Source organism: Streptomyces brevispora (genome assembly GCF_007829885.1).
Classification (GTDB): Bacteria; Actinomycetota; Actinomycetes; order Streptomycetales; family Streptomycetaceae; genus Streptomyces; species Streptomyces brevispora.
On sequence record NZ_VIWW01000001.1, the window covers coordinates 3792217 to 3816399 of the forward strand.

The 24183-nt window shown below is 66.2% G+C and carries 16 protein-coding genes and 2 pseudogenes; 16 read left to right on the forward strand and 2 right to left on the reverse strand.

All coding sequences use genetic code 11. The annotated features are described in order from the left end of the window. Positions 1–39 precede the first annotated feature (39 nt). From nusG to FHX80_RS17825, 14 genes are all read left to right on the forward strand, one after another. On the forward strand, positions 40–969 hold the full coding sequence (nusG, locus tag FHX80_RS17755) for a transcription termination/antitermination protein NusG (protein WP_145765078.1): 930 nt from the start codon (positions 40–42) through the stop codon (positions 967–969). Positions 970–1159: 190 nt separating this feature from the next. After that, a complete protein-coding gene (gene rplK, locus FHX80_RS17760; RefSeq protein ID WP_024494105.1) occupies positions 1160–1594 on the forward strand; it encodes a 50S ribosomal protein L11 in 435 nt (144 codons plus the stop codon). 80 nt (positions 1595–1674) lie between these two features. Then, complete coding sequence (rplA, locus tag FHX80_RS17765) at positions 1675–2397, forward strand: 50S ribosomal protein L1 (protein ID WP_145765079.1); 723 nt, start codon at positions 1675–1677, stop codon at positions 2395–2397. Positions 2398–2555: 158 nt separating this feature from the next. Beyond that, complete coding sequence (locus tag FHX80_RS17770; protein ID WP_145765080.1) at positions 2556–3452, forward strand: SCO4651 family lipoprotein; 897 nt, start codon at positions 2556–2558, stop codon at positions 3450–3452. A gap of 274 nt (positions 3453–3726) precedes the next feature. After that, a complete protein-coding gene (gene rplJ, locus FHX80_RS17775) occupies positions 3727–4284 on the forward strand; it encodes a 50S ribosomal protein L10 (protein WP_145765081.1) in 558 nt (185 codons plus the stop codon). A gap of 83 nt (positions 4285–4367) precedes the next feature. After that, positions 4368–4751 carry a 50S ribosomal protein L7/L12 gene (gene rplL / locus FHX80_RS17780; RefSeq protein WP_145765082.1) on the forward strand — a complete coding sequence of 128 codons (384 nt, stop codon included), beginning with the start codon at positions 4368–4370 and terminating at the stop codon, positions 4749–4751. Between the two features lie 597 nt (positions 4752–5348). Further along, positions 5349–8834, forward strand: coding sequence for a DNA-directed RNA polymerase subunit beta (gene rpoB / locus FHX80_RS17790; RefSeq protein ID WP_145765083.1), 3486 nt, complete (start codon positions 5349–5351; stop codon positions 8832–8834). Between the two features lie 129 nt (positions 8835–8963). Then, positions 8964–12863 carry a DNA-directed RNA polymerase subunit beta' gene (locus FHX80_RS17795; RefSeq protein ID WP_145765084.1) on the forward strand — a complete coding sequence of 1300 codons (3900 nt, stop codon included), beginning with the start codon at positions 8964–8966 and terminating at the stop codon, positions 12861–12863. A 425-nt stretch (positions 12864–13288) separates the two neighbouring features. Continuing rightward, entirely contained in the window at positions 13289–13660 is a 372-nt protein-coding gene (rpsL, locus tag FHX80_RS17800) for a 30S ribosomal protein S12 (protein WP_003948652.1), read from the forward strand. Positions 13661–13662: 2 nt separating this feature from the next. Continuing rightward, positions 13663–14133, forward strand: a complete 471-nt coding sequence (rpsG, locus tag FHX80_RS17805) for a 30S ribosomal protein S7 (RefSeq protein WP_014047773.1) — start codon at positions 13663–13665, stop codon at positions 14131–14133. Between the two features lie 38 nt (positions 14134–14171). Next, positions 14172–16301: an elongation factor G gene (fusA, locus tag FHX80_RS17810; protein ID WP_145765085.1), complete on the forward strand. Its 2130-nt coding sequence runs from the start codon at positions 14172–14174 to the stop codon at positions 16299–16301. 161 nt (positions 16302–16462) lie between these two features. Further along, entirely contained in the window at positions 16463–17656 is a 1194-nt protein-coding gene (gene tuf / locus FHX80_RS17815; protein WP_145765086.1) for an elongation factor Tu, read from the forward strand. 811 nt (positions 17657–18467) lie between these two features. Further along, positions 18468–19037: a hypothetical protein gene (locus tag FHX80_RS17820; RefSeq protein WP_145765087.1), complete on the forward strand. Its 570-nt coding sequence runs from the start codon at positions 18468–18470 to the stop codon at positions 19035–19037. A gap of 619 nt (positions 19038–19656) precedes the next feature. Continuing rightward, on the forward strand, positions 19657–20577 hold the full coding sequence (locus FHX80_RS17825) for a hypothetical protein (protein ID WP_145765088.1): 921 nt from the start codon (positions 19657–19659) through the stop codon (positions 20575–20577). A 183-nt stretch (positions 20578–20760) separates the two neighbouring features. On the opposite strand, the pseudogene FHX80_RS17830 reads toward FHX80_RS17825, so the two are convergent. Then, positions 20761–22259: pseudogene (locus FHX80_RS17830) on the reverse strand (endonuclease/exonuclease/phosphatase family protein); the annotation flags it as partial. Then, positions 22157–22687: pseudogene (locus FHX80_RS17835) on the reverse strand (RNA ligase family protein); the annotation flags it as partial. The pseudogenes FHX80_RS17830 and FHX80_RS17835, both read right to left, overlap by 103 nt. Positions 22688–23213: 526 nt before the next feature. Here FHX80_RS17835 and rpsJ point away from each other — a divergent pair. Next, positions 23214–23522: a 30S ribosomal protein S10 gene (rpsJ, locus tag FHX80_RS17840; RefSeq protein WP_003948644.1), complete on the forward strand. Its 309-nt coding sequence runs from the start codon at positions 23214–23216 to the stop codon at positions 23520–23522. A gap of 14 nt (positions 23523–23536) precedes the next feature. After that, on the forward strand, positions 23537–24181 hold the full coding sequence (gene rplC / locus FHX80_RS17845) for a 50S ribosomal protein L3 (RefSeq protein ID WP_014154591.1): 645 nt from the start codon (positions 23537–23539) through the stop codon (positions 24179–24181). Positions 24182–24183 lie beyond the last annotated feature (2 nt).

Below are 24183 nucleotides of genomic sequence, written 5' to 3' on the forward strand. Positions count from 1 at the left end.
CATGTTCCACCCATTTGTATCCAGGAAGAAGCAGCCACCGTGTCTGACCCGAACCTGAACGACGCCGTCGAGCCGACGGCGGGCGCCTTCGAGTCCGCCGAGGACGAGCTCGACATCGTCGAGGCGGCGGACGCTGTGGAGCCGGACCAGGCTGAAGCTGCCGACGCTTCCGCGGGCGAGCCCGCCGAGCAGGCCGCAGTGCACACCGAGTCCACCGACGAGGCCGCAGCGGCCGACGACGGTGACGCCGAGGCCGAGAGCGCCGACGACGAGGCCGCCGAGGCGTCCACGGACGACGACGCGGAAGCCGAGGACGAAGCCGACGAGGATGAGGCCGAGCCGGCCGCCCCCGTCGACGCCGTCACGGCCCTGCGCGAGGAACTGCGCGCCCTGCCGGGCGAGTGGTACGTCATCCACACGTACGCCGGTTACGAGAAGCGTGTGAAGGCCAACCTGGAGCAGCGCGCCGTCTCGCTGAACGTGGAGGAGTTCGTCTATCAGGCCGAGGTGCCTGAGGAGGAAATCGTCCAGATCAAGAACGGCGAGCGCAAGAACGTCCGTCAGAACAAGCTCCCGGGCTACGTCCTGGTGCGCATGGACCTGACGAACGAGTCCTGGGGCGTCGTCCGCAACACTCCCGGTGTCACCGGCTTCGTGGGCAACGCCTACGACCCGTACCCGCTGACTCTCGACGAGATCGTCAAGATGCTGGCGCCGGAGGCCGAGGAGAAGGCCGCCCGTGAGGCCGCCGAGGCCGAGGGCAAGCCGGCTCCGTCCCGCAAGGTCGAGGTCCAGGTGCTGGACTTCGAGGTGGGCGACTCCGTCACCGTCACCGACGGCCCGTTCGCGACGCTGCAGGCGACGATCAACGAGATCAACGCCGACTCGAAGAAGGTCAAGGGTCTCGTCGAGATCTTCGGCCGCGAGACGCCGGTCGAGCTCAGCTTCGACCAGATCCAGAAGAACTAGCGCCTGCTCCGAGCAGGCACCTGCCAGCTTCTGGACACATGCCTACCAAGCAGGTCAGACCGGCTGTCAAAGCCCGTCTGACCTGCTTGGTTTTTGGTCGCGCAGCTATACCCGTTATCGTTGTGCGGTATGCCTGCATCCGGATGACCGGATGACGGCGAAAACTCTCACTAGGACCCGGAGAGAGCACATGCCTCCCAAGAAGAAGAAGGTCACGGGGCTTATCAAGCTCCAGATCAACGCCGGTGCGGCCAACCCGGCCCCGCCGGTCGGCCCCGCACTGGGTCAGCACGGCGTCAACATCATGGAGTTCTGCAAGGCCTACAACGCCGCGACCGAGTCGCAGCGTGGCATGGTCGTGCCGGTGGAGATCACGGTCTACGACGACCGCTCCTTCACCTTCATCACCAAGACTCCGCCGGCCGCCAAGCTGATCCTCAAGGCCGCGGGTGTGGACAAGGGCTCCGGCGAGCCGCACAAGACCAAGGTTGCCAAGCTGACGGCCGCCCAGGTCCGCGAGATCGCCACGACGAAGCTCCCCGACCTGAACGCCAATGACCTCGACGCCGCGTCGAAGATCATCGCCGGCACCGCCCGTTCCATGGGCATCACGGTCGAAGGCTGATTCAGCCCCACCGCCCTCAGTGGTAGGACCAAGCGCTGGTCCGCACCACGACTCCACACTCTGAAACCACAGGAGTAGAAGTGAAGCGCAGCAAGAACCTCCGCGCTGCGGACGCCAAGATCGACCGGGCGCGCAACTACGCCCCGCTCGAGGCCGTCCGTATCGCCAAGGACACCGCCTCCACGAAGTTCGACAGCACCGTCGAGGTCGCGTTTGCCCTGGGTGTTGACCCTCGCAAGGCCGACCAGATGGTCCGTGGCACCGTGAACCTCCCGCACGGCACCGGCAAGACCGCCCGGGTCCTGGTCTTCGCGACCGGTGACCGTGCTGCGGCCGCGGAAGCCGCGGGCGCCGACATCGTCGGCGCCGACGAGCTCATCGACGAGGTGGCGAAGGGCCGTCTGGACTTCGACGCCGTCGTCGCGACCCCGGACCTCATGGGCAAGGTCGGCCGCCTCGGCCGCGTGCTCGGTCCGCGTGGTCTGATGCCGAACCCGAAGACCGGCACTGTCACCCCCGATGTCGTGAAGGCTGTCAACGACATCAAGGGCGGCAAGATCGAGTTCCGCGTCGACAAGCACTCGAACCTGCACTTCATCATCGGCAAGACCTCGTTCGACGAGACCAAGCTGGTGGAGAACTACGCAGCGGCGCTGGACGAGATCCTCCGTCTGAAGCCGTCCGCCGCCAAGGGCCGCTACATCAAGAAGGCCACCCTGGCCACCACGATGGGCCCCGGCATCCCGCTGGACGCCAACCGCACCCGTAACCTCCTCGTCGAGGAGGACCCGGCCTCCGTCTGAGCCTCCGCGCTCGTACGACCGCCGCGTCACGTGTGACATTGACGGGCCCCGCAACCTTTCGAGGTGCGGGGCCCGTCCTCGTACATGCGTACCAGTGACTGTCGGAGCCCTGCGTTAGCGTGGGGTCACCGAGAGCCGGACATGGGGTGGGAGCGGATATGAGGACCAGTATCGTGCGGCGCGTGGGGCTGTCCGTGGCCGTGGCAGCGGCGCTGACGTCGGTCGCGGCCTGCGGCGGATCGGACAGCGGCAGCGAGAGCCGCGGCGGCGCGGTGACGAAGGCCGAACCGATCGCCGCACTCCTCGCGGTACAGAAGAAGACCGGTGGGGCGAACTCGGCGAAGGTCGAGGGCACCACCACCATGGGCACCCAGATGACCATGAAGCAGACCGGGTCCATCGACTGGTCCGACGGCATCAGCGGCACCATGGACATCACGTACACCGGCGGCGCCATGGCGGACGCCATGAAGCAGTCCGGCAGCGACGGCACGATGCAGACGCGCTACTTCAAGGACGGCTACGCGGCCAACGTGGGCGATGCCTTCGCCAAGCAGGCCGGCGGCAAGCACTGGATCAGCTACGGCTACGAGGACCTCGCCGCGCTCTCCGGCGCCTCGGGCGAGCTGATGAAGGAGCAACTGCAGAACACCACCCCCGACCGGGGGGTGAAGGCGCTGCTGGCCTCCGGGGACGTGAAGAAGGTGGGCCAGGAGGACATCCGGGGCGTCGCCACCACGCACTACTCCGGCACGGTCGACGTCGCCGAGCTGACCGCCAAGAACTCCGAGCTGGACGCCGCCCAGCTCGCCGCGTTCAAGAAGCAGCTCAAGGACTCCGGGATCACCACCGAGAAGGTCGACATCTGGGTCGACGGGAACGACCTGCTGGTGAAGAAGACCGAGCGCGGCCGGATGAAGACCGGCGAGCTCAATTCCACCGTGTTCTACAGCGACTACGGAACCAAGGTGTCGGTCGTGCGGCCGCCGGCCTCCGACACCATCGACTTCTCCGAGTTCCTGCAGCAGCAGGGAGCGTCCGGCGAGGCGTCCTGAACCTCCCGCAGTACCCGAAGTGGGACGGATTTGCTCGGCGCGACCCCGGTCGCGTACTCTTCTGCAGAAGCCAAAGACCGCTGGTCGTTGCTGCAATCCCGTAAGGGGGAACAGCAACCGAAGGATCCGTTGAGCACGGACGACCTGCGCAGGTGACTGTGGAAAGCTCCCGGACTTCGTGCGGTTGAGCTACGCCCTGGCACTTGTGCTGGGGCGTTTCGTCTTTCCGGCCCCTTCTGAGCGGTCCTCATCACCCGGAAGGAGGCCGACGCTCATGGCAAGGCCCGACAAGGCTGCCGCGGTAGCCGAGCTCGCGGACCAGTTCCGCAGCTCGAACGCCGCTGTGCTGACCGAGTACCGGGGTCTCACCGTGGCACAGCTCAAGCAGCTGCGCCGTTCGCTCGGTGAGAACGCCCAGTACGCCGTGGTGAAGAACACGCTGACCAAGATTGCGGCCAACGAGGCCGGGATCGACACGCTGGACGACCTGTTCGCAGGTCCGACGGCGGTTGCCTTCGTCACCGGTGACCCGGTGGAGTCGGCGAAGGGTCTTCGTGACTTCGCCAAGGACAACCCCAACCTCGTCATCAAGGGCGGTGTCCTTGACGGCAAGGCGCTGTCCGCCGATGAGATCAAGAAGCTCGCGGACCTCGAGTCCCGCGAGGTTCTGCTCGCCAAGCTGGCCGGTGCCATGAAGGGCAAGCAGACTCAGGCTGCGCAGCTCTTCCAGGCTCTGCCGTCGAAGTTCGTCCGCACCGCGGAAGCGCTTCGTGCCAAGCGGGAAGAGCAGGGCGGTGCCGGTACGCCGGCTCCCGCCGAGGCCGCCGAGTAATTTCGCTCAGCGGTCCAGCGGGCCCCACGTACGCCCGCCGACATATACATCCGGCACCTGCCGAATAGTGGAAGGACGCCATCATGGCGAAGCTCAGCCAGGAAGACCTGCTCGCCCAGTTCGAGGAGCTCACCCTCATCGAGCTCTCCGAGTTCGTTAAGGCGTTCGAGGAGAAGTTCGACGTCACCGCCGCCGCGGCCGTCGCCGTCGCGGGCCCCGCCCAGGGTGGCCCGGCTGCCGAGGCCGCTGAGGAGCAGGACGAGTTCGACGTCATCCTCACGGGTGCCGGCGAGAAGAAGATCCAGGTCATCAAGGTCGTGCGTGAGCTGACCTCGCTGGGTCTCAAGGAGGCCAAGGACCTCGTCGACGGCGCCCCGAAGCCCGTCCTCGAGAAGGTCGCCAAGGAGGCCGCCGAGAAGGCTGCCGAGTCCCTCAAGGGCGCCGGCGCCTCCGTCGAGGTCAAGTGACCCTGCGAGTCTTCTGACTCGTCTGGACCCCCGTACCGCGAGGCACGGACGTCACATCGCGAAAGGCGGTCACCCGTACGGGTGGTCGCCTTTCGGCGTACCCGTGGGGGTGCCTTGCTCTTCCTGTGCTGACGAGTATGGTGATCTTCGCCGTGCGCCTCTCGGAGGGGAGCGCGGACGGCGCCGAGGGGCGGCATATGCGGGCCTCTGGGCCCTGCCCCGGCTGCGGGGCCTTGACGAACCGCACGAGGCGCGCAATTCTCAAGACGCGTCGACACATCGATCCGGATCCGAGGCATGGATCGACGGCGAAGAGGGCAGTAAAGAAGAGCGCAGCTCATGCACGGCTAGACATAGGTGTTGAGAACAAGCTGTTGAGAGCAACGTGGGTCTCTGAGAACCCCGACTGGACATCAGTGTGCCACTTGGCTACACTGACCCTTTGCGCTGCCTGTTAGCTGCCTCCTGCCCGTCACCAGGGGCATACCCATCTTGTGCACCGTGGACTGAGCATCCCTGAACAGGGACATCTATCCATGTGTCCAGCTTGGGACCGGTACGCGCGTAGTGAGTCCGAGCCCTCGGAAGGACCCCCTCTTGGCCGCCTCGCGCAACGCCTCGACCGCGAATACGAACAACGGTGCCAGCACCGCCCCGCTGCGCATCTCTTTTGCAAAGATCAAGGAGCCCCTCGAGGTTCCGAACCTCCTCGCGCTGCAGACCGAGAGCTTTGACTGGCTCCTCGGCAACGCCGCCTGGAAGGCTCGCGTCGAGGCTGCTCTGGACAGTGGACAAGACGTCCCCACCAAGTCCGGCCTGGAGGAGATCTTCGAGGAGATTTCACCGATCGAGGACTTCTCCGGGTCGATGTCGCTTACGTTCCGCGACCACCGCTTCGAGCCCTCGAAGAACTCGATCGACGAGTGCAAGGAGCGCGACTTCACGTTCGCCGCCCCGCTCTTCGTCACGGCCGAGTTCACCAACAACGAGACCGGCGAGATCAAGTCCCAGACGGTCTTCATGGGCGATTTCCCGCTCATGACCAACAAGGGCACCTTCGTCATCAACGGCACCGAGCGTGTCGTCGTGTCGCAGCTGGTCCGCTCGCCGGGTGTCTACTTCGACTCGTCGATCGACAAGACGTCCGACAAGGACATCTTCTCCGCCAAGATCATCCCTTCCCGGGGTGCCTGGCTGGAGATGGAGATCGACAAGCGCGACATGGTCGGTGTCCGCATCGACCGCAAGCGCAAGCAGTCCGTCACCGTTCTCCTGAAGGCTCTCGGCTGGACCACCGAGCAGATCCTCGAGGAGTTCGGCGAGTACGAGTCGATGCGCGCCACCCTGGAGAAGGACCACACCCAGGGCCAGGACGACGCGCTGCTCGACATCTACCGCAAGCTGCGCCCGGGCGAGCCGCCCACCCGCGAGGCTGCTCAGACGCTGCTCGAGAACCTCTACTTCAACCCGAAGCGCTACGACCTCGCGAAGGTCGGCCGCTACAAGGTGAACAAGAAGCTCGGCGCCGACGAGCCGCTCGACGCCGGTGTTCTCACCAGCGACGACATCATCGCGACCATCAAGTACCTGGTGAAGCTGCACGCCGGGGAGACCGAGACGGTTGGCGAGTCCGGCCGTTCGATCGTCGTCGAGACCGACGACATCGACCACTTCGGCAACCGTCGTCTGCGCAACGTCGGCGAGCTCATCCAGAACCAGGTCCGTACGGGTCTGGCGCGGATGGAGCGCGTCGTGCGTGAGCGCATGACGACCCAGGACGTCGAGGCGATCACGCCGCAGACCCTGATCAACATCCGGCCGGTCGTCGCCTCCATCAAGGAGTTCTTCGGCACCAGCCAGCTGTCGCAGTTCATGGACCAGAACAACCCGCTGTCGGGTCTCACCCACAAGCGCCGTCTGTCGGCGCTCGGCCCGGGTGGTCTCTCCCGTGAGCGGGCCGGCTTCGAGGTCCGTGACGTGCACCCGTCCCACTACGGACGCATGTGCCCGATCGAGACCCCCGAAGGCCCGAACATCGGTCTGATCGGTTCGCTCGCCTCGTACGGACGCGTCAACGCGTTCGGTTTCATCGAGACGCCGTACCGCAAGGTCGTCGACGGCCAGGTCACCGACGAGGTCGACTACATCACGGCCGACGAGGAAGACCGTTACGTCATCGCCCAGGCGAACGCGACGCTCTCCGACGAGCTGCGCTTCACCGAGCCCCGCGTCCTGGTCCGCCGTCGTGGCGGAGAGGTCGACTACGTGCCCGGCACCGAAGTCGACTACATGGACGTCTCGCCGCGCCAGATGGTGTCCGTCGCCACCGCGATGATCCCGTTCCTGGAGCACGACGACGCCAACCGTGCCCTCATGGGCGCGAACATGATGCGTCAGGCGGTGCCGCTCATCAAGTCCGAGGCGCCGCTGGTCGGCACCGGCATGGAGTACCGCTGCGCCACCGACGCCGGTGACGTGCTGAAGGCCGAGAAGGACGGTGTGGTCCAGGAGGTCTCCGCGGACTACATCACCGTGACCAACGACGACGGCACGTACACCACGTACCGCATCGCGAAGTTCATGCGCTCCAACCAGGGCACCTCGGTCAACCAGAAGGTCGTCGTCTCCGAGGGCGACCGGGTCATCGAGGGCCAGGTGCTCGCCGACGGTCCGGCCACCGAGAACGGTGAGATGGCCCTGGGCAAGAACCTGCTCGTGGCGTTCATGCCGTGGGAGGGTCACAACTACGAGGACGCGATCATCCTGTCGCAGCGCCTCGTGCAGGACGACGTCCTCTCCTCGATTCACATCGAGGAGCACGAGGTCGACGCCCGTGACACCAAGCTCGGCCCGGAGGAGATCACCCGGGACATCCCGAACGTCTCCGAAGAGGTCCTCGCCGACCTCGACGAGCGCGGCATCATCCGGATCGGTGCCGAGGTCGTCGCCGGTGACATCCTCGTCGGCAAGGTCACGCCCAAGGGCGAGACCGAGCTGACCCCCGAGGAGCGTCTGCTCCGCGCGATCTTCGGTGAGAAGGCGCGCGAAGTGCGCGACACCTCGCTGAAGGTGCCGCACGGTGAGATCGGCAAGGTCATCGGCGTCCGCGTCTTCGACCGCGAAGAGGGCGACGAGCTGCCGCCGGGCGTGAACCAGCTGGTCCGCGTCTACGTCGCGCAGAAGCGCAAGATCACCGATGGTGACAAGCTCGCCGGCCGTCACGGCAACAAGGGCGTCATCTCGAAGATCCTGCCGATCGAGGACATGCCGTTCCTGGAGGACGGCACCCCGGTCGACATCATCCTCAACCCGCTGGGTGTCCCGTCCCGAATGAACCCGGGACAGGTCCTGGAGATCCACCTCGGCTGGCTCGCCAGCCGCGGCTGGGACGTCTCCGGCCTCGGTGACGAGTGGGCCAAGCGCCTGCAGACCATCGGCGCCGACCAGGTCGCCCCCGGCACCAACGTCGCGACCCCGGTCTTCGACGGTGCCCGCGAGGACGAGATCACCGGCCTCTTCCAGGCCACGATCCCGAACCGCGACGGCGACCGGCTGGTCCAGCCCTCCGGCAAGGCCAACCTGTTCGACGGCCGCTCCGGCGAGCCGTTCCCCGAGCCGGTCTCGGTCGGCTTCATGTACATCCTCAAGCTCCACCACCTCGTCGACGACAAGCTCCACGCTCGTTCGACGGGTCCGTACTCCATGATCACCCAGCAGCCGCTGGGTGGTAAGGCTCAGTTCGGTGGACAGCGCTTCGGTGAAATGGAGGTGTGGGCCCTTGAAGCTTATGGTGCCGCTTACGCCCTCCAGGAGCTGCTGACGATCAAGTCCGACGACGTGACCGGCCGCGTGAAGGTCTACGAGGCCATCGTCAAGGGCGAGAACATTCCCGAGCCCGGCATTCCCGAGTCCTTCAAGGTGCTCATCAAGGAAATGCAGTCGCTCTGCCTCAACGTGGAGGTGCTGTCCTCGGACGGCATGTCCATCGAGATGCGCGACACGGACGAGGACGTCTTCCGCGCGGCGGAGGAGCTCGGAATCGACCTGTCCCGGCGCGAGCCGAGCAGCGTCGAAGAGGTCTGACGGGTTGGCCGGCCGGATCCCTGTGATCCGGCCGGCTCTCCCCGGACCCGTTCAGACCATTGCTGAAGTGCCCCGATTTCTCGCGTGATGCGAGGGGGCTCGAACCCCCGAAAGAGGGATTGACGACAAGTGCTCGACGTCAACTTCTTCGACGAGCTGCGGATCGGCCTTGCCACCGCGGACGACATCCGGACCTGGTCCCACGGCGAAGTGAAGAAGCCGGAGACCATCAACTACCGCACGCTCAAGCCCGAAAAGGACGGACTCTTCTGCGAGAAGATCTTCGGTCCGACCCGGGACTGGGAGTGCTACTGCGGCAAGTACAAGCGTGTCCGCTTCAAGGGCATCATCTGTGAGCGCTGTGGCGTCGAGGTAACTCGCGCCAAGGTGCGCCGTGAGCGCATGGGCCACATCGAGCTTGCCGCTCCCGTCACCCACATCTGGTACTTCAAGGGCGTTCCGTCACGTCTGGGCTACCTGCTGGACCTCGCGCCGAAGGACCTCGAGAAGGTCATCTACTTCGCCGCGTACATGATCACGTTCGTCGACGAGGAGCGCCGTACCCGCGACCTCCCGTCGCTGGAGGCGCACGTCTCCGTCGAGCGCCAGCAGGTCGAGAACCGTCGCGACTCCGACCTGGAGAACCGCGCCAAGAAGCTGGAGACCGACCTCGGCGAGCTCGAGGCCGAGGGCGCCAAGGCCGATGTGCGCCGCAAGGTGCGCGAAGGTGCCGAGCGCGAGATGAAGCAGCTGCGCGACCGTGCGCAGCGCGAGATCGACCGCCTCGACGAGGTGTGGAGCCGCTTCAAGAACCTCAAGGTCCAGGACCTGGAGGGCGACGAGCTGCTCTACCGCGAGCTGCGTGACCGCTTCGGCACGTACTTCGACGGCTGCATGGGTGCCGCTGCTCTGCAGAAGCGCCTGGAGTCCTTCGACCTCGACGAGGAGGCCGAGCGCCTCCGCGAGATCATCCGCACCGGCAAGGGCCAGAAGAAGACCCGTGCGCTCAAGCGCCTCAAGGTCGTCTCGGCGTTCCTGCAGACCAGCAACAAGCCCAAGGGCATGGTGCTCGACTGCGTGCCGGTCATCCCGCCGGACCTGCGTCCGATGGTGCAGCTGGACGGTGGCCGCTTCGCGACCTCCGACCTGAACGACCTGTACCGCCGCGTGATCAACCGCAACAACCGCCTCAAGCGTCTCCTTGACCTCGGTGCCCCCGAGATCATCGTGAACAACGAGAAGCGGATGCTGCAGGAGGCCGTCGACGCGCTGTTCGATAACGGCCGCCGCGGTCGCCCGGTCACCGGTCCCGGTAACCGCCCGCTCAAGTCCCTCAGCGACATGCTGAAGGGCAAGCAGGGTCGATTCCGTCAGAACCTTCTCGGTAAGCGTGTGGACTACTCCGCGCGTTCCGTGATCGTCGTCGGCCCGCAGCTCAAGCTGCACCAGTGCGGTCTGCCGAAGGCCATGGCGCTGGAGCTCTTCAAGCCGTTCGTGATGAAGCGCCTGGTGGACCTGAACCACGCGCAGAACATCAAGTCGGCCAAGCGCATGGTCGAGCGCGGCCGCACCGTGGTGTACGACGTCCTCGAAGAGGTCATCGCCGAGCACCCGGTGCTGCTGAACCGTGCGCCCACCCTGCACCGCCTCGGCATCCAGGCCTTCGAGCCCCAGCTGGTCGAGGGCAAGGCCATCCAGATCCACCCGCTCGTCTGCACCGCGTTCAACGCGGACTTCGACGGTGACCAGATGGCCGTGCACCTTCCGCTCTCCGCGGAGGCGCAGGCCGAGGCCCGCATCCTGATGCTGTCCTCGAACAACATCCTGAAGCCGGCCGACGGTCGTCCCGTCACCATGCCGACCCAGGACATGGTGCTGGGTCTGTTCTTCCTGACCACCGACGGTGAGCTCCGTGACACCAAGGGCGAGGGCCGTGCGTTCGGTTCCACGGCCGAGGCGATCATGGCGTTCGACGCCGGTGAGCTGGCGCTCCAGTCCACCGTCGACGTCCGCTTCCCGGTGGGCACCATCCCGCCGCGTGGCTGGGTGCCGCCGGTCGCCGAGGAGGGCGAGCCCGAGTACCAGCCGGGTGACACCTTCCGGCTGCGGACGAGCCTGGGCCGCGCGCTCTTCAACGAGCTGCTGCCCGAGGACTACCCGTTCGTCGACTACTCGGTCGGCAAGAAGCAGCTCTCCGAGATCGTCAACGACCTCGCCGAGCGCTACCCCAAGGTCATCGTGGCGGCGACGCTCGACAACCTGAAGGCGGCGGGCTTCCACTGGGCCACCCGTTCCGGCGTCACCGTCGCCGTTTCGGACATCGTCGTGCCCGAGGCCAAGAAGGCCATCGTCAAGGGCTACGAGGACCAGGACGAGAAGGTCCAGAAGCAGTACGAGCGCGGTCTGATCACCAAGGACGAGCGCACGCAGGAGCTCATCGCGATCTGGACCAAGGCGACCAACGAGGTTGCCGAGGCGATGAACGCGAACTTCCCCAAGACGAACCCCATCTTCATGATGGTTGACTCGGGTGCCCGAGGAAACATGATGCAGATGCGTCAGATCGCCGGTATGCGTGGTCTGGTGTCCAACGCCAAGAACGAGACGATTCCTCGTCCCATCAAGGCGTCCTTCCGTGAGGGCCTCACCGTTCTGGAGTACTTCATCTCCACGCACGGTGCCCGTAAGGGTCTGGCGGACACCGCCCTGCGTACCGCCGACTCGGGTTACCTGACCCGTCGTCTGGTGGACGTCTCGCAGGACGTGATCATTCGCGAGGAGGACTGCGGCACCGACCGCGGCCTCAAGCTGAAGATCGCCGTCAAGGGCGCCGACGGCGTGCTCCGCAAGACGGAGGACGTCGAGACCTCGGTCTACGCCCGCATGCTCGCCGAGGACGTCGTCATCGACGGCAAGGTCATCGCGCCTGCCAACGTCGACCTCGGTGACGTCCTGATCGACGCCCTGGTGGGCGCCGGCGTCGAGGAGGTCAAGACCCGCTCGGTCCTGACCTGTGAGTCCGCGGTCGGCACCTGTGCCTTCTGCTACGGACGCTCGCTCGCCACCGGCAAGCTGGTCGACATCGGTGAGGCGGTCGGCATCATCGCCGCCCAGTCCATCGGTGAGCCCGGTACCCAGCTGACGATGCGTACCTTCCACACCGGTGGTGTGGCCGGTGACGACATCACCCAGGGTCTGCCCCGAGTCGTCGAGCTCTTCGAAGCCCGTACGCCCAAGGGTGTCGCCCCGATCTCGGAGTCCGCGGGCCGGGTCCGTATCGAGGAGACCGAGAAGACGAAGAAGCTCGTCGTCACGCCGGACGACGGGAGCGAGGAGATCCCCTTCCCGATCTCCAAGCGCGCCCGTCTGCTGGTCGGCGAGGGCGACCACGTCGAGGTGGGCCAGAAGCTCACCGTGGGTGCCACCAACCCGCACGACGTGCTGCGGATCCTCGGTCAGCGCGCGGTCCAGGTCCACCTGGTCGGCGAAGTCCAGAAGGTCTACAACTCGCAGGGTGTGTCGATCCACGACAAGCACATCGAGATCATCATCCGGCAGATGCTCCGCCGTGTGACGATCATCGAGTCCGGCGACGCGGAACTGCTGCCGGGCGAGCTCGTCGAGCGCTCGAAGTTCGAGACCGAGAACCGTCGTGTGGTCCAGGAGAGCGGTCACCCCGCCTCCGGCCGTCCGCAGCTGATGGGTATCACCAAGGCCTCGCTGGCGACGGAGTCGTGGCTGTCCGCGGCTTCCTTCCAGGAGACGACCAGGGTCCTGACGGACGCGGCGATCAACGCCAAGTCCGACTCCCTGATCGGCCTCAAGGAGAACGTCATCATCGGTAAGCTCATCCCGGCGGGTACGGGTCTGTCCCGCTACCGCAACATCCGGGTCGAGCCGACCGAAGAGGCCAAGGCCGCGATGTATTCGGCCGTCGGCTACGACGACATCGACTACTCGCCGTTCGGCACGGGCTCCGGCCAGGCCGTTCCGCTGGAGGACTACGACTACGGTCCGTACAACCAGTAAGCGAGTCGCTTGATACGACCGAAGGGCGGTCACCCCGTACGCGGGGTGGCCGCCCTTCGGCGTGTGCGGGCCGGCGCGCGGCCGGTCGGAGAGCGGGAGCGGGGTGGAGGACGGGGCCTCGACGGAGGCCGTCGTGCGGGCCCGGCAGGGCCCGCTGACGTAGGGCGTGTCCGGACGGCGCGTCCGGGGGACAGCACTTGTTTTGACCGGAGTCGATGAGGTAGGTACGATCAGACCTTGTGCCTGGGGTGTGCCTGGGCTCGTGTGCGTGTCCTCAACCGCACGGCGAGTCCGTCTTTGGCCACCGTGATCTGCGCGTTGACGGCCTTCGGGGCAGTGACCCGCAGCATTCGACACACCCGACCGCGTGGGTCGGAGTTGTTTCAGGTTAGTTTCACCGACGGCACACAGAAACCGGAGAAGTAGTGCCTACGATTCAGCAGCTGGTCCGGAAGGGCCGGCAGGACAAGGTCGAGAAGAACAAGACGCCCGCGCTCGAGGGTTCTCCCCAGCGCCGTGGCGTCTGCACGCGTGTGTTCACGACCACCCCGAAGAAGCCGAACTCCGCGCTCCGGAAGGTCGCGCGTGTGCGTCTGACCTCCGGTATCGAGGTCACGGCCTACATTCCGGGTGAGGGACACAACCTGCAGGAGCACTCCATCGTGCTCGTGCGTGGTGGCCGTGTGAAGGACCTGCCGGGTGTTCGTTACAAGATCATCCGCGGCTCCCTTGACACCCAGGGCGTCAAGAACCGCAAGCAGGCCCGCAGCCGCTACGGCGCCAAGAAGGAGAAGTAAGAATGCCTCGTAAGGGCCCCGCCCCGAAGCGCCCGGTCATCATTGACCCGGTCTATGGTTCTCCTCTTGTCACCTCGCTGATCAACAAGATCCTGCTCAACGGCAAGCGTTCCACCGCCGAGCGGATCGTGTACGGCGCCATGGAAGGCCTCCGCGAGAAGACCGGCGCTGACCCGGTCATCACGCTGAAGCGCGCGCTTGAGAACGTCAAGCCCTCGCTCGAGGTCAAGTCCCGCCGTGTCGGTGGCGCCACGTACCAGGTGCCGATCGAGGTCAAGCCCGGTCGCGCCGCTACCCTCGCACTGCGCTGGGTCGTCGGTTACTCCCGTGCCCGTCGCGAGAAGACGATGACGGAGCGGCTCATGAACGAGCTGCTCGACGCCTCCAACGGTCTTGGCGCTGCCGTCAAGAAGCGCGAGGACACCCACAAGATGGCCGAGTCGAACAAGGCCTTCGCGCACTACCGCTGGTAGTCGCTCACCCCATCGAGACCGAGAGAAGATTGAGCCTTATGGCCACCACTTCGCTTGACCTGGCCAAGGTCCGCAACATTGGGATCATGGCCCACATCGACGCGGGGAAGACGACCACCACCGAGCGGATCCTCTTCTACACCGGTGTGAGCTACAAGATCGGTGAAGTCCACGACGGCGCAGCCACGATGGACTGGATGGAGCAGGAGCAGGAGCGCGGCATCACGATCACGTCGGCCGCGACGACCTGTCACTGGCCGCTCAATGATGTTGACCACACCATCAACATCATCGACACCCCCGGTCACGTCGACTTCACCGTCGAGGTGGAGCGTTCGCTCCGCGTCCTCGACGGTGCCGTCACCGTGTTCGACGGTGTGGCCGGCGTCGAGCCGCAGTCCGAGACCGTGTGGCGTCAGGCGGACCGCTACGGCGTTCCGCGCATCTGCTTCGTCAACAAGCTCGACCGCACCGGTGCCGACTTCTTCCGTTGTGTCGACATGATCGTCGACCGCCTTGGTGCGGTCCCGATCGTCATGCAGCTCCCCATCGGTGCGGAGGCCGGCTTCCGAGGCGTCGTCGACCTCGTCACGATGAAGGCCTTCGTGTACCCCGAAGAGGCCGTCAAGGGCGAGATGTACGACACCGTCGAGATCCCGGACAACCTCAAGGAGGCTGCCGAGGAATGGCGCGGCAAGCTCCTCGAGGCCGTCTCCGAGAACGACGACGCCATGATGGAGCTGTACCTGGAGGGCGTCGAGCCCACCCAGGACCAGCTGTACGCCGCGATCCGTCGGATCACCCTGGCGTCGAAGGGCTCGGCCGACTCCGTCACCGTCACCCCGGTGTTCTGTGGTACCGCGTTCAAGAACAAGGGCGTCCAGCCCCTGCTCGACGCGGTCGTCCGTTACCTGCCTTCCCCCCTGGACGTCGAGGCCATCGAAGGCCACGACGTCAAGGACCCCGAGGTCGTCATCACGCGCCGTCCCTCGGACGACGAGCCGTTCTCCGGTCTCGCGTTCAAGATCGCGAGTGACCCGCACCTCGGCAAGCTCACCTTCGTCCGGATCTACTCCGGTCGCCTCGAGGCCGGCACCGCGGTGCTGAACTCGGTCAAGGGCAAGAAGGAGCGCATCGGCAAGATCTACCGCATGCACGCGAACAAGCGTGAGGAGATCGCGTCGGTGGGCGCCGGCGACATCATCGCCGTCATGGGCCTGAAGCAGACCACCACGGGTGAGACGCTGTGTGACGACAAGAAGCCGGTCATCCTGGAGTCCATGGACTTCCCGGCGCCGGTCATTCAGGTCGCCATCGAGCCCAAGTCCAAGGGTGACCAGGAGAAGCTGGGTGTTGCCATCCAGCGCCTCTCCGAGGAGGACCCGTCCTTCCAGGTGCACTCCGACGAGGAGACCGGCCAGACCATCATCGGTGGTATGGGCGAGCTTCACCTCGAGGTGCTCGTCGACCGCATGAAGCGCGAGTTCCGCGTCGAGGCGAACGTCGGCAAGCCGCAGGTCGCGTACCGCGAGACGATCCGCAAGGCCGTCGAGCGTGTCGACTACACGCACAAGAAGCAGACTGGTGGTACCGGCCAGTTCGCGAAGGTGCAGATCGCCATCGAGCCCATCGAGGGCGGCGACGCGTCGTACGAGTTCGTCAACAAGGTCACCGGTGGCCGCATCCCCCGTGAGTACATTCCCTCGGTGGACGCGGGTGCTCAGGAAGCCATGCAGTTCGGCATCCTGGCCGGTTACGAGATGGTCGGCGTCCGCGTCACCCTTCTCGACGGTGGTTACCACGAGGTCGACTCCTCGGAGCTCGCCTTCAAGATCGCCGGTTCGCAGGCGTTCAAGGAGGGTGCCCGCAGGGCGTCCCCCGTGCTCATGGAGCCGATGATGTCGGTCGAGGTGACCACGCCCGAGGACTACCTCGGCGATGTCATCGGCGACCTCAACTCCCGCCGTGGCCAGATCCAGGCCATGGAGGAGCGCAGCGGCGCTCGCGTCGTGAAGGGCCTCGTGCCCCTCTCGGAGATGTTCGGCTACGTCGGAGACCTCCGCAGCAAGACCTCGGGTCGCGCAAGCTACTCGATGCAGTTCGACTCCTACGCCGAGGTTCCGCGGAACGTCGCCGAGGAGATCATCGCGAAGGCCAAGGGCGAGTAACTCTCCCGAGCTCACGCTTTAGGCTTGTCACCGGAGCCCGGTGGGGCATTCGGCGCAGCGCGCAAGCTCTGCGCCGAATGCCCCCGGGTCCCGGCATCCCAGCAAAGATCACCTGGCGCCGATGAAGCAAGGCGTACAGAACCACTCCGCAGGAGGACCCAGTGGCGAAGGCAAAGTTCGAGCGGACTAAGCCGCACGTCAACATCGGCACCATCGGTCACATCGACCACGGTAAGACGACCCTCACGGCCGCCATTACCAAGGTGCTTCACGACGCGTACCCGGACCTGAACGAGGCCTCGGCCTTCGACCAGATCGACAAGGCTCCCGAAGAGCGCCAGCGCGGTATCACCATCTCGATCGCGCACGTCGAGTACCAGACTGAGCAGCGTCACTACGCTCACGTCGACTGCCCGGGTCACGCCGACTACATCAAGAACATGATCACGGGTGCGGCGCAGATGGACGGCGCCATCCTCGTCGTCGCCGCGACCGACGGCCCGATGCCGCAGACCAAGGAGCACGTGCTCCTGGCCCGCCAGGTCGGCGTTCCGTACATCGTCGTCGCCCTGAACAAGGCCGACATGGTGGACGACGAGGAGATCCTGGAGCTCGTCGAGCTCGAGGTCCGTGAGCTCCTCTCCGAGTACGAGTTCCCGGGCGACGACCTTCCGGTCGTCAAGGTCTCGGCGCTCAAGGCTCTTGAGGGTGACAAGGAGTGGGGCCAGACCGTCCTCGACCTGATGAAGGCCGTCGACGAGTCGATCCCGCAGCCCGAGCGTGACGTCGAGAAGCCGTTCCTGATGCCGATCGAGGACGTCTTCACGATCACCGGTCGTGGCACCGTCGTCACCGGTCGTATCGAGCGTGGTGTCCTCAAGGTCAACGAGACCGTCGACATCGTCGGTATCAAGACCGAGAAGACCACCACCACGGTCACCGGCATCGAGATGTTCCGCAAGCTGCTCGACGAGGGCCAGGCCGGTGAGAACGTCGGTCTGCTCCTCCGTGGCATCAAGCGCGAGGACGTCGAGCGCGGCCAGGTCATCATCAAGCCCGGTTCGGTCACGCCGCACACCGAGTTCGAGGCCCAGTCCTACATCCTGTCGAAGGACGAGGGTGGCCGTCACACCCCCTTCTTCAACAACTACCGCCCGCAGTTCTACTTCCGTACCACGGACGTGACGGGCGTTGTGACCCTTCCCGAGGGCACCGAGATGGTCATGCCGGGTGACAACACCCTCATGAACGTCGCGCTGATCCAGCCGGTCGCCATGGAAGAGGGCCTGAAGTTCGCCATCCGTGAGGGTGGCCGGACCGTGGGCGCCGGCCAGGTCACCAAGATCCTCAAGTAATTACTTGAGCGTCTGACCTGGTAGCTCCGCACAGAGCACCAAGAAGGGCCCTGCCCCACCGCGAAAGCGGTGGGGCAGGGCCCTTCTTCTTTTTCGCGTTCATTTTCAGGCGGGGCTCCGCTGCGAGGCGAGGGCTGGTAGCTGAGGCCGCCGGACGGGGCGAGGCGGATCTGTCGCTGCTCGGCGTGGACACCACCGCGGCCTCGGCGTGTCCGGTTCCGCGGGCCGGTCGCGGCCGGCCCCTCTCAGTCACGACGCGGAGCCCTGCGGGGCGAGGAACACCGCCGAGCGCCCGGGCCATGCCCGGCCCTCGGCGTCCTGCGTTGCCCCGGGGCGGCCAAGTCAACACACCCCCCCCGCCTGGCGATGCTGATGGTGACGGCTGCAAGCCGCAGGGCGACGAGCTGCGCAGAGCTGCGACCCGCCCGGTGATTCAGCGCAAAGGAGCCTTGAGCAGTGGCGCCTGGGTCGTTTAGTTAAATGTGTGGGGCATTTAGATCCCGCTCGACTCGCTCGACCTACAGCAAGGGTGGTGGGGCGCCACTCCGGAAAACGCGGCGTGTCGCCGGAAATTCGAGCAGATGTCGAGGAGTCACCCAAGAAGGCTAATCGGGCATCAACTGGCTTTGAAATCAATTCAGTTGGACGGCTCGAAGTGGGCTGGAACCGATGTGCGCCGACTCGTGAATACGGCCACTCGGATTAATTCTCCCATTTTCAGCCAGTCTGATAAATGACTTATGACCTTCTTAGGTATCTTCATTCACAGAGCGGCAGTCCAGCCGCTCTCTCCGAGACAGGAAGAACTGACATGAGCAAGCGATCTATTGCTGTAACCGCCGCCATCGTCGGAGCTGCAGCCCTCGCCGCCACGGGCATCAACTACGCTGCTGCTGCTGGCCCGGAGGCCGCTCCGGTCTCCGCCCCGGCTGTCCAGAAGGCGGCTGCTCCCGCCGCGGCGCCGCTCGGTGGCGACGCGGGCAAGGGCAACGAGAAGGACCGTGGCGGAGACCGTGGCGGAGACCGTGGCGGAGACCGTGGCGGAGACCGTGGTCGTGACCACTTCCGCGGTCGGATCGACTTCAACGAGCGTTCCTACTCCGCGGAGTCGGGCGGCGGCTGCATGACCGTGGTCAGCGGCCTGGGCTCGCGGAGCTTCAACGTCCGCAACGACAGCTGGAAGACGGTTGAGGTCTTCCGTGGCGCGACCTGTGACAACGGGTCTCCCGTTGCCACGGTCGGACCGTGGAGCACCAGCAACAGCATCCAGCCCCACTTCGTTCATGGTGGCGTGCACGTGCGCGACGGTGTCGTGGGCAGCTTCCGCGTGATCGACGACCACCGTGGCCGTGACCGCGACCGTGACCGTGGCGACTGGTAGTACTTGCCGCTAGCACGGTAAATGCCCCGGCCCGTCGGAATCGGGCCGGGGCTATCAGCCAAAGGTTACATCAAGTGGGCGCACTGCGCCCAAGGTAGCCGAATGCCTGTACGAAAGACCTCGCGCCGGTACCGCCGCTGAGGTGAAAACAGGCGCTCAACGCATATGTCGCGCTTCGCTGAAGGTATACCGAGGTATGTGTAATTCTTCGGCCTCGGTTGACCTTAGGCGGAGGGCCTCCGGTCGTTTCTTCCGATCTGGATACCTCGCTGGGATCCGGCCTGTCTGATGGTCTTCGTGCCTTTCCGTGCCGAATCGGTTGTCGGAAACGTGCAGAATCTTGAGGCAGTCGTAAGCAGTGGGCGAGCTGCACGCCTGTACTGCTGTTCGGGTCCCAGGGAGGTCGGCTACTGAAGTCGGGTCGCCTGTCGTCGGCCATGTCGCACATTCCGTATCCGTGCGGGGAAATGTGAAAAGGCGTCATGGCCGGCAAGTCGCACCCTCTGAAGTGCATGAACGCGGACTGTGTACGGCTCGCGCCCTGACCGGGCCGCGACTCGGCCTGTTCTGCCGCGTCTGCGATGCCGAATTCGAACCCAACTTCAGACTTGAGAGATTCATGAAAACGCTGCCCAAATCGCGCAGGAAATCAAAGACCCCAGCCGCCGCAGCAATCTCGAAGAGGCTTGAAGAAACCATCGAAAGTGCCGAGTACTGGGCAAGGAGGATGCCGCGGGAAGCCGTGCGCCTGGTGCGTAAGGAGCGCCTTTACGGCATCGTTGCAGGAGGGATCAGCCTGTCCACTGGTTTTCTGGTCTGGCCTATGGTCGCCGAGTCCTCGGCGCTGACGGTGCAGGTTCTCGTCTCCGGGCTGTCGGGCCTGGCGGCGTTGGCCATTGCCGCGCCCTACGCGAGCGGTCTGAGTGATCGCGGCGAGGACGCCATCAAGCTGGGCGGCGTGTACGGGACAGCGCATCGCGAACTCACCTACGCGAGAGAAAGAGGCGGCGTAGGGTCGGCGAAGAACGCATCGCGACTGTCCGAAGTCCTTCAGCAGTTCGACTTCATTGAGGAACGCAGGGACTCTCTCGGGATTCCGGCCAGGCCCAGAATGGTAAGCATGTCCGACCTCTCGATGATCCAGGGGGTCGAGGCGCGAGAGAGCGCCATTCCCATCGAGCCGAGTAAGCGTCCACGGAAGCCGGCGCCTGCGGTACCGGCGGAAAGCGGTCGCACGGTAGTGGTGGATCAGGATGCGGTCGCCACGCTCATCTACCTCCTCGCAACCCAGTTGGCGTCGAACAATCAGAACGCGCCGGCAGGGTTCACGGATCGTCCGTTCGCGTATCAGCCCGAGATCTGGGAGCAGGGTTCGGCAGGGCGCCTCGAACCGGACAGGCAGCTCCCCTTGCCATTCGAGCTCTCGCGAGGTTCGGAGCCGGAAGGGCGTGACGAAGAACGTCTCACGGCAACGCCCAACAGGCGTCTGTCGAAGTTGTCCGGTCCGGCGGGGCCACTGCGACGGTTCAGCCGTTCGTGACGGCGTGCCCGGTCGTGAACGACAGGGGCATCACGTGATCCGGGGTGGTTCGGTTCGCCGGTCTTGCCGGTCTTGCCGGTCCCGTGAGTGACGTGACGTGGTGTGACGGCATGTCCTTGAGCGTGGCCTGGCCGACCATCCTCGAGCGTGGCCTGGCCGACCGAGGGAACGCCGTCCGCCCCGTCAGAGGGCGAACGGCGCATCCCCGTTCGACCGGAGAGCGGACAAGCTCACCGGCGCCAGCGAAGCGTCCCGGATGCCGCGCAGGATCTGCGCCCCGGTCTCCGCCGGCCGGGGCCCGTCCGGCCCGGTCGCACCCAGCCCGATCGCGTACCCCGTGCGACCGCCGGCCGTGATCGGGTTCGGCCAGATCCGGCAGCCGGGGGCGCCCGCCTCGGCGTCGCTCACCGCGCTCAGCGCGACGGCCGCCGCGTCGCCCAGTTCGGCTCGGCGGGCGACCGTGTCGGCGGGGGAGAGCGCTCCGGTCGCCACGGTGACCAGGTCCACCCGGAGCCCGTCCAGGTGCCAGCGCAGTCCGGGCACCCGGGCGCCCGTCACCTCGCGCAGGTCCCGCGCGCCCGGCAGCGTGGCGGCCAGCCGGTGCCGTAGCCGTGCCGGATCGGGTGCGCCGGGCAGCGCTGCCACCAGGTCCAGGTCCGCGCCGGGCAGTGCGCACCCCGTGCGCCGGGAGCCGACCAGGTGGACGCGCGCGCCGGGGAGCGCGGCGGCGACCCGTTCCACGAGGTGTCCGACGCCGTCGGAGGCCGGGAGCCTCGTGGTGGTGGTGGGCTTCGCTCCGGCCGGGCACCTCGCGGCGGTGCCGGGCTCCGCCCCTGCCGGGAGCTCCGCGGCAGGGGCGAGCTCCACCCGTACGCCGTAGTGGGCGGAGATGTACAGCCCCGCCGGACCGGGCGCATCGCCGGTCAGGTCTGCTGTCCGGGCCCGCAGCCCGTGCGCGCGCAGCAGCACCCGGTTCAGCCGGGAGACGCGGCCCGTCAGCGAGGAGACCGCGGCCAGCGGGTTGACGGAGGGGTCGAAGGTGGGGGTCCGGTCGGCGGGGCCGTGCACCGCGTGCCACGCGTCCGTCATCGCCAGCCGGGTCTGCGGGCGGTCCCCCCGTCATTGAAGTCGCCGACGAGCAGCACATCGCCTTCGACTCCGGCCAACCCCGTTGCCAGTGAGGCGAGTTCGGTGTCCCGGCGGGCGGCCCCGGCGGGGGAGTGGTCGCTGCTGAGGTGCGTCACGGCCACGGTGACGGGGCCGTCGGCCCGCTCCACGACGGCCGCCGTCACCGCCTTGTGCGGGCCGAGGGAATGCACCCCGGCCTCGCTCACCGGAAGCCGGCTGAGCAGCAGTAGACCGCAGTCCGGTACGTCCCGGCCGGCCGGGTCGGTGGCGAGCGTGTACCGGTCGCGCACCCAGCCGGAACCCAGCAGCAGATCGAGCAGCGCGGGCTCCGCCTCCTGGAGCGCGATGACGTCCGCGTCCGCCGCGTACAGGGCGTCGAGCAGCAGGGGGCGGCGGCGGACGGTGTCGATGCGGTCGCTGTCGTACCGGTCCCAGAGGGTGTTCCAGGTGAGAACGCGGCGGCCGGAAAGCCCTCGGCGGGGCGTACGACGTAACCCTCCTGGCGTCCGGTGTCCAGGCGCAGGGCCCGCAGCGTCCGTTCCGCGCGGGCGTCGAACACCCCGCGCCACAGCACCGGCGGCGTCGGGATCCCCAGGTCCCGCAGGAACGCCACGGTCCGGTCCCAGCCGAGACAGTGGTCCCCGTCCCAGACGGCGAAGCCGTAGAAGTGGCTCGCCAGGTCCTCGTACGGGATCGAGTGGCGGGCGAACATGTTTTCGCCGCAGATCCGTCGGCCTGCCGGGATGCGGGGGCCGATGCGACCCTGGAGCGCCTTGACCCGGCCCCGGGAGGGGTGGTGCGCCGAGTCCAGGGAGCGGGCGTGCAGTCCGTCGGCGTACAGGGTCGTGTTCTCGCCGTCCAGCTTCTCGGTGACCACGACCTCCGTGCCGGTGAGGTCCCTGAGACCGGCGAGCCGCACGTCGTCCGAGGTGGCTCCGGGTGACCAGGGCAGATGCGGTGTCCGCGGATAGTGCGTACGCATGATGTCTGCCCCCGGTGACGATGCCTTGCCCGGCCGGTCACTGTAAGGGCGGTGAGCCGCGGCACTCGACCGAATTACGCGCCGGGGGGAGCCGGGCGAGGGGTGCCGACGCGTGCCCGCGTTTGACCATCGGACCCCGGGGGGTAAGATCCTCCACCCGATTGGCCAGGCTCACACCCCGTATGGCACACTGACCAGGTTGCTCGGTTGAGTGTCAATGCTGCGCGCCTCCCGCCGGGAGGACCGGAAGCGAGTCCCACAGTACTCGTCGGCCCCATGTGGGCCGGACGTACGGGAATCTTTCGGGAAGCGTATGTGTGGCACCGGCCAGGCACCCGGTGGGGTTTCGCCCCCGACGCTCTTGATTGAGCACAGCGCGGTCTACAGGCCCGCACCCCCTTGGTTGGGAAATCCTTCGGGAGATCTTCGTAGAGGGGATGCGACACGCCCGACCGCGTGGGTCGGAGGCGGAGTAAACAGAACCTCGGGTTCCAGAGCGTTACGAGAGACAGGACTACTAGTAGCCATGGCGGGACAGAAGATCCGCATCCGGCTCAAGGCCTACGACCACGAGGTCATCGACTCCTCGGCGAAGAAGATCGTCGAGACGGTGACCCGCACTGGTGCGTCGGTCGCGGGCCCGGTGCCGCTGCCCACTGAGAAGAACGTGTACTGCGTCATCAAGTCGCCGCACAAGTACAAGGACTCTCGCGAGCACTTCGAGATGCGCACGCACAAGCGCCTCATCGACATTCTCGACCCCACGCCGAAGACCGTCGACTCGCTCATGCGTCTCGACCTTCCGGCTGGCGTCGACATCGAGATCAAGCTCTGAAGGGACGGGCCGAGATGAGCAAGAACATCAAGGGCGTCCTGGGCGAGAAGCTCGGCATGACCCAGGTCTGGGACGAGAACAACCGGGTTGTCCCGGTGACCGTCGTCAAGGCCGGTCCGTGCGTCGTGACGCAGGTCCGTACGAACGACAGCGACGGCTACGAGTCGGTCCAGATCGCCTTCGGCGAGATCGACCCGCGCAAGGTGAACAAGCCCCTCAAGGGCCACTTCGCCAAGGCCGACGTGACTCCGCGCCGCCACCTGGTGGAGCTCCGCACCCCTGACGCCAGCGAGTACACGCTGGGCCAGGAGGTCACTGCCGAGGTGTTCGAGTCCGGCGTCAAGGTTGACGTCACGGGCAAGAGCAAGGGCAAGGGCTTCGCCGGTGTCATGAAGCGTCACAACTTCAAGGGCCTCGGCGCCGGCCACGGCGTCCAGCGCAAGCACCGTTCCCCCGGTTCGATCGGTGGCTGCGCCACCCCTGGGCGTGTCTTCAAGGGCATGCGCATGGCCGGCCGGATGGGTAACGAGCGCGTCACCACCCAGAACCTGACCATCCACGCGGTTGACGCGGAGAAGGGTCTGCTGCTCATCAAGGGCGCGGTCCCCGGTCCGAACGGCGGCCTCGTCCTGGTCCGTACCGCGGCCAAGGGGGCTTGAGG

Bases quoted from the DNA above. Each gene is read 5' to 3' on its own strand.
- FHX80_RS17770 (WP_145765080.1), top strand. From the start codon at position 2,556: ATGAGGACCAGTATCGTGCGGCGCGTGGGGCTGTCCGTGGCCGTGGCA.
- rpsG (WP_014047773.1), top strand. From the start codon at position 13,663: ATGCCTCGTAAGGGCCCCGCCCCGAAGCGCCCGGTCATCATTGACCCG.
- rplK (WP_024494105.1), top strand. From the start codon at position 1,160: ATGCCTCCCAAGAAGAAGAAGGTCACGGGGCTTATCAAGCTCCAGATC.
- FHX80_RS17825 (WP_145765088.1), top strand. From the start codon at position 19,657: ATGAAAACGCTGCCCAAATCGCGCAGGAAATCAAAGACCCCAGCCGCC.
- FHX80_RS17820 (WP_145765087.1), top strand. From the start codon at position 18,468: ATGAGCAAGCGATCTATTGCTGTAACCGCCGCCATCGTCGGAGCTGCA.
- rplC (WP_014154591.1), top strand. From the start codon at position 23,537: ATGAGCAAGAACATCAAGGGCGTCCTGGGCGAGAAGCTCGGCATGACC.
- rpsJ (WP_003948644.1), top strand. From the start codon at position 23,214: ATGGCGGGACAGAAGATCCGCATCCGGCTCAAGGCCTACGACCACGAG.
- rplL (WP_145765082.1), top strand. From the start codon at position 4,368: ATGGCGAAGCTCAGCCAGGAAGACCTGCTCGCCCAGTTCGAGGAGCTC.
- fusA (WP_145765085.1), top strand. From the start codon at position 14,172: ATGGCCACCACTTCGCTTGACCTGGCCAAGGTCCGCAACATTGGGATC.
- rplJ (WP_145765081.1), top strand. From the start codon at position 3,727: ATGGCAAGGCCCGACAAGGCTGCCGCGGTAGCCGAGCTCGCGGACCAG.